Annotated in this window: 5 protein-coding genes; 2 read left to right on the top strand and 3 right to left on the bottom strand. The window is 72.8% G+C overall.

The window, feature by feature from the left end; genetic code table 11:
• Positions 1-140: 140 nt before the first annotated feature.
• Positions 141-674: a hypothetical protein gene (locus ACJ73U_RS26315; protein ID WP_407780388.1), complete on the bottom strand. Its 534-nt coding sequence runs from the start codon at positions 672-674 to the stop codon at positions 141-143.
• 91 nt (positions 675-765) lie between these two features.
• The gene (locus ACJ73U_RS26320) at positions 766-2,313 is read right to left on the bottom strand and encodes a cellulose binding domain-containing protein (RefSeq protein WP_407780389.1); all 1,548 of its coding nucleotides are present in this window, start codon (positions 2,311-2,313) and stop codon (positions 766-768) included.
• 128 nt (positions 2,314-2,441) lie between these two features.
• On the opposite strand from ACJ73U_RS26320, the gene ddaH reads away from it, so the two are divergent.
• Positions 2,442-3,209 carry a dimethylargininase gene (gene ddaH / locus ACJ73U_RS26325; RefSeq protein WP_407780390.1) on the top strand — a complete coding sequence of 256 codons (768 nt, stop codon included), beginning with the start codon at positions 2,442-2,444 and terminating at the stop codon, positions 3,207-3,209.
• Here ddaH and ACJ73U_RS26330 read toward each other — a convergent pair.
• On the bottom strand, positions 3,177-4,313 hold the full coding sequence (locus tag ACJ73U_RS26330; RefSeq protein WP_407780391.1) for a phosphotransferase: 1,137 nt from the start codon (positions 4,311-4,313) through the stop codon (positions 3,177-3,179). The genes ddaH and ACJ73U_RS26330 overlap by 33 nt on opposite strands.
• A 69-nt stretch (positions 4,314-4,382) precedes the next feature.
• Between ACJ73U_RS26330 and ACJ73U_RS26335 the strand changes: the two genes are divergently transcribed.
• Positions 4,383-4,716, top strand: a 334-nt coding sequence (locus tag ACJ73U_RS26335) for a PLP-dependent transferase (protein WP_407780392.1), incomplete at its 3' end; no start/stop codon positions are given.

The raw sequence follows: 4,716 nt of genomic DNA on the forward strand, positions 1-4,716 counted from the left end.
CCGGCGCCGCCGGCGGGGGCCTGTTCGACCCGTTCACCCAGGCGGAGCTGGACACGTTCGAGACCCTGCTGGCCCGGTTCGTCGACCCCGGCCGGGACTGAGTGGCCTCCTGATCCGCGGGTCCGCGTGCCGGCCGTCCATCAGGAGCGGCCGCGCGCCCACTCGGCCAGCTGCCACAGCCGGTGGACGATCTGGTCGGCGGGCTCGGCCGACCGCCGCCCGTCCACCACGAACGCGGAGTTGAAACGCCGTCGCAGTGCCCGGACCCGCCAGTGCGCGTGCTGGCCGAGGAGACCTTCGCCGTGTCGGCTCGTGATCCGCACGGCCGGTCCCCGGACCGCGTCGACGCCCTCGATCGCCGCCCATGGCAGGTACACGGCCTGCGGGTTCGGGCCCGCGCCGGTGCGGACCCACACGCCGGTGTGGTCGGCGGCCAACTGCGGTCCGAGCAGGCCCTGGTACTCGCGCAGGATCCGGCCGACGAACCAGAACTGGAGCGCGGCCAGCGGCAGGAAGGCGAACAGGACGGGCGACCAGAGGGCGAGCAGCATCATCCCCGCCACGGCGAGGACCTGCAGCACCACGGCGCCGAGCAGCGCCACGTACAGCGCCCGGGTGCCGGGCTTCGTGCGCACGACCAGCGGCGCGTCGCCGGGCACCCCGGGCGTGAACATGACCACGACGTTCGGACGGTGACGGGTCGGGCAGGGTTCCGGACAGGAAAAGAGGGGGCGGCCGGGTCGCGGCCGCCCCCACCCTCCCCTTTCAGAAACCCGCGGTGATTCGCGTGAAGTCCCAGTTGTTCTGGGAGATCCCGCTGCAGTTGCTCACCACGCCGCCCCCGGGGCAACCCCGGTCACGGTTGACGGACCAGAACGCGAGCCGGGCGAGCCCGTGGGACTTGGCCCAGTCGCGGATCGAGGTCCAGGTGGCCACCGACGTCTGCTCCTGCTGGTCGGACAGCCCATTCATCCCGGAGATGCCCATGTGCTGGTAAGCCTGGGCGTCACTCCAGCCGAACGAGGACTTGAGCTTGTTCTTCAACCCCTCGGACGCGTTGACGGTGTCGTTGTAGATGTTCGCGCTGCCGAAGTCGAACGGCATGATCGTGAACACGTCGATGCCGGCCTGGACCGCCGCGGCGTGCTCGATCAGGAGGTTGCCGTAGTAGTTCGGCCCGGTGGTCGTCGTGCCGAAGGTGACGATCGTCTGGATGCCGGGGTTGTTCTGCTTGACGATCTTCAGCGCGTCGACGATCCGGTTCCGGACGGTGTCGTTCTCGAACTCGTCGGTGTTCTCGATGTCGATGTCGATCGCCTTGAGGCCGTAGGCGTTGATCACCTGCTGGTAGGCGCCGGCCAGCGCGGCGGGGGTCGAGCAGTTCGGGCCGAGCTTGTTGCCCTGCCAGCCGCCGAACGACGGCACGACGTCGCCGCCGGCCGAGCGGATCGCGTTGATCGCCGACTGGTCGGCGCCGCCGGTCAGTGGCCGGCTGCCGTCCCACGCCGGCGTGCAGCCGCCGCTGGAGAGCACGAACGCCAGGGTGAACGACTTGATGCCCGTCGCGGACATGACCGTGGCCGGCGCCGGCGGGTCGCCCCAGCCCATGTACAGGTACGGCGCGCCCTTGCCGCCGGTCGGCGTGGTGCAGCCGGTGGTCGTCGCGCTGGCCGAGCCGCTCCGGCCGGACTCGCCCGCGCTGTTGTAGGCGGCCACGGTGTAGCTGTGCGAGGTGCACGTGGACAGGCCGCTGATGGTGGCCGACGTGCCGGTCACCGTGGCGCGGACGGTCGTGCCCTCGTAGACCCGGTAACCGGTGACGGTGCCGGTGGACCCACCCCACGAGAGCGAGATCGAGGAGTTGGTGGTCCCGGTGACGCTCGGCGTGCCCGGGGTGGACGGGGCGCCGGGGTTGCCGCCACCGCCGTCGCAGGCGCCGCCGTTGAACCGGCAGTTCTGGATGCCGGGGAAGTTGCCCGGGCTGCCGTTGAAGCCGAAGGTCGCGCTGGCGCCCGCGGCCAGGGTGGGTGACCAGCTCGGGTTGGTGAACGTGTGGTGCTGGCCGCTGGCCGTGTGCTGGGCGTCCCACACGGTGGGGATGGAGTAACCGCTGGGCAGGTCGAACTCGATGGTCCAGCCGTTGATCGCGGCGCTGGAGCCGTTGGTGACGGTGACTTTGCCCTCGAAGCCGGTGCCCCAGTCGGACACCTTGGTGAACGTGGCGGTCAATCCGGCGGCGGCATCAGCCGGCCCGGCCGTGACGAAGCCGAGTAACAGGGCGGCCGCGGCCAACCCGGTGAGCCATCTTCGCATCGCGGAGCCTTTCGCGCAGGGGGACGAGAAGCAGCCGTGGATCTCCCGCGCCCCAGTGTGGTCTAGACCAGGCATGACGGCAAGGTCTGGACCAATACAGTTTGTGTAGCGTGTCCTACGCTGAGTGCGTGATCACTCTGGTGCGGCGGCCGGGTCCGCGGCTCGCGGAAGGGCTCGTCACGCACGTCGAGCGGCGGGAGGTCGACGTCGGGCTGGCCCTGCGGCAGTGGGAGTCCTATGTGGACGCGTTCGCCGGGCACGGCTGGGCGGTCGCCGAGGTCGCGGCGGCCGACGACTGCCCGGACGCGGTCTTCGTCGAGGATCCCGTTGTCGTTTTCGGGAGGACTGCCGTGCTCGCCCGGTCCGGGGCGGTCGCGCGGCGGGCGGAGACCGCGGGGGTGGAGGCGGCGCTGGCCGGGTACGACATCCGGCGGATCGAGCCGCCCGGCACGCTCGACGGGGGTGACGTCCTCGAGGTCGGCGACACCCTCTACGTCGGGCGCAGCGGGCGTACCAACGACGACGGCATCCGCCAGCTCGCCGCCCACCTGCCGGCCGCGACCGTGGTCCCCGTGCCGGTCACCAGGGTGCTGCACCTCAAGTCGGCCGTGACCGCGTTGCCGGACGGGACCGTCATCGGGTACCCGCCGCTGGTGGCCGACCCGGCCGTGTTCCCGCACTTCCTGGCCGTGCCCGAGGAGACCGGCGCCCACGTCGTGCTGCTCGGGGGCGACACGGTGCTGATGGCCGCCAGCGCGCCGCGGACCGCGGCGCTGTTCGAAGCGCGTGGGCTGGCGCCGGTGACCGTCGACATCAGCGAGTTCGAGAAGCTCGAGGGCTGCGTGACCTGCCTGTCCGTCCGGCTACGCGCAGGCGAGGGCGGCCCGCACGGATGAGGCCGGGTCGTCGCGGTGGTAGATCCGCTCGGACTCCTCGATCCCGTCCAGGAACTCCTGGTATCGCACCGCGTAGTACAGGTGTGCCAGTGGTTCCGCCACGACCAGTGCACGCGCCGGGTCGCTGCCGGGCCGTGCCGCCCGCCACGCCGCGGTCCACACCGCCCGCACCGCCGGCCTCCGCTCGGGCGCGGTGAAGTCGACGAGCCGGAGCCCGTCCAGCACCGGGTTGCCGAGGTGGGCGTCGGCGAAGTCCAGGACGACCGGCGGACCGCCGCGTTCACCGCGCCAGTTGCCCGAGTGGAAGTCGCCGTGCACCACGGTGTCCGGCAGTCCGCAGTCCGCCAGCTCCCGCCACCTGGGCAGCAGTGCCAGCGCGGCCGCCACCTCCGCACGCGTCAACCCGAGGTCGCGTTCGAGCAGCGCCCGGACGTCGCCGGCCGGCGCGGACCGCGCCGGCAACCCGGGGGCGTCGACCACGGACTGCGCGGCGACGAACCTGCGGACGCCGTTCGCCAGCACGTCCACCGGCGCGTGCCAGCAGTCCTCCCCGGGCAGGTCCGCCAGCAGCAGCCGGCCGGGTGCCGAGGCGAGGACCGTGGGCACCAGCGTCGGGTCCACGGCGCGGATCGCCGCCATGGCCCGCGCCTCGTCGGCCGCGAACGGTGGCAGCGCCTTCAACCACACCGGCCCGTCCGCCGTGGGCAGCCGGAACAGCCCGGCCAGGTTCCACGTCCTGCGTTGCTCGATCGGGCCGGTGAGCGGACCGACGGCGGCCCGCGCCCACTCGAACAGCTCACGCAGCCCGGCGGCGGTCGCCCAGTGCGCCCGCAACGGGTCGTCGGCCGTGAGCAGCGCCGTGGACAGGGTCGGGGCCGGCAGCGACGCGGTCGTACCGGTCGCCTCGACGTGGTAGGTGACGTGCCCGTCCCGCGCCCCGTCGCCGCCCTCGACCGCCAGCAGGCGCAGCACGTACGCCGGCACGCCGAGCACCTCGCGCAGGCGCGTCGCCACCTGCTCCACCTCGGCCCACCACGGCACGTCGACCGCGAACGGCCCCACCGTGCCGACGCACCGCTCGCCGGACGTCACCACGGCGCTCACCCGTCTCCCCACGTGAGCAGTGTCCCGATCGAGGGGCGGACGGCGCGAGCGAGTTCTAGGTTGGCGTACGTGCATGTCGAGACCGTGTGTGTCAGCGCGGGGCGCAACGAGCGGCCCGGCGAGCCGCTGAACACCCCGCCCGTGTTCGCGTCCAGCTTCCGCGCCGGCGGCGAGTACGACTACGCCCGCAACGAGGGCACCCCCACCTGGGCGGCGCTCGAGGACGCGGTCGGCCGGCTCGAGGGCGGCACGGCCACGGCCTACGCCTCGGGCATGGGTGCCGCGGCGGCCATCGTGGACCTGTTGCCGCCGGGCTCCCGGGTGGTCGTGCCCAGCGACTCCTACACCGCGGTCCGGCACCTGGTCGCCGCCCGCGGGCACACCGTCGACCTCCAGGACATCA

The sequence above is a fragment of the Actinophytocola sp. genome, from assembly GCF_045807065.1.
GTDB lineage: Bacteria > Actinomycetota > Actinomycetes > Mycobacteriales > Pseudonocardiaceae > Actinophytocola.

Bases quoted from the DNA above. Each gene is read 5' to 3' on its own strand.
- ACJ73U_RS26320 (WP_407780389.1), bottom strand. From the start codon at position 2,313: ATGCGAAGATGGCTCACCGGGTTGGCCGCGGCCGCCCTGTTACTCGGC.
- ACJ73U_RS26315 (WP_407780388.1), bottom strand. From the start codon at position 674: ATGTTCACGCCCGGGGTGCCCGGCGACGCGCCGCTGGTCGTGCGCACG.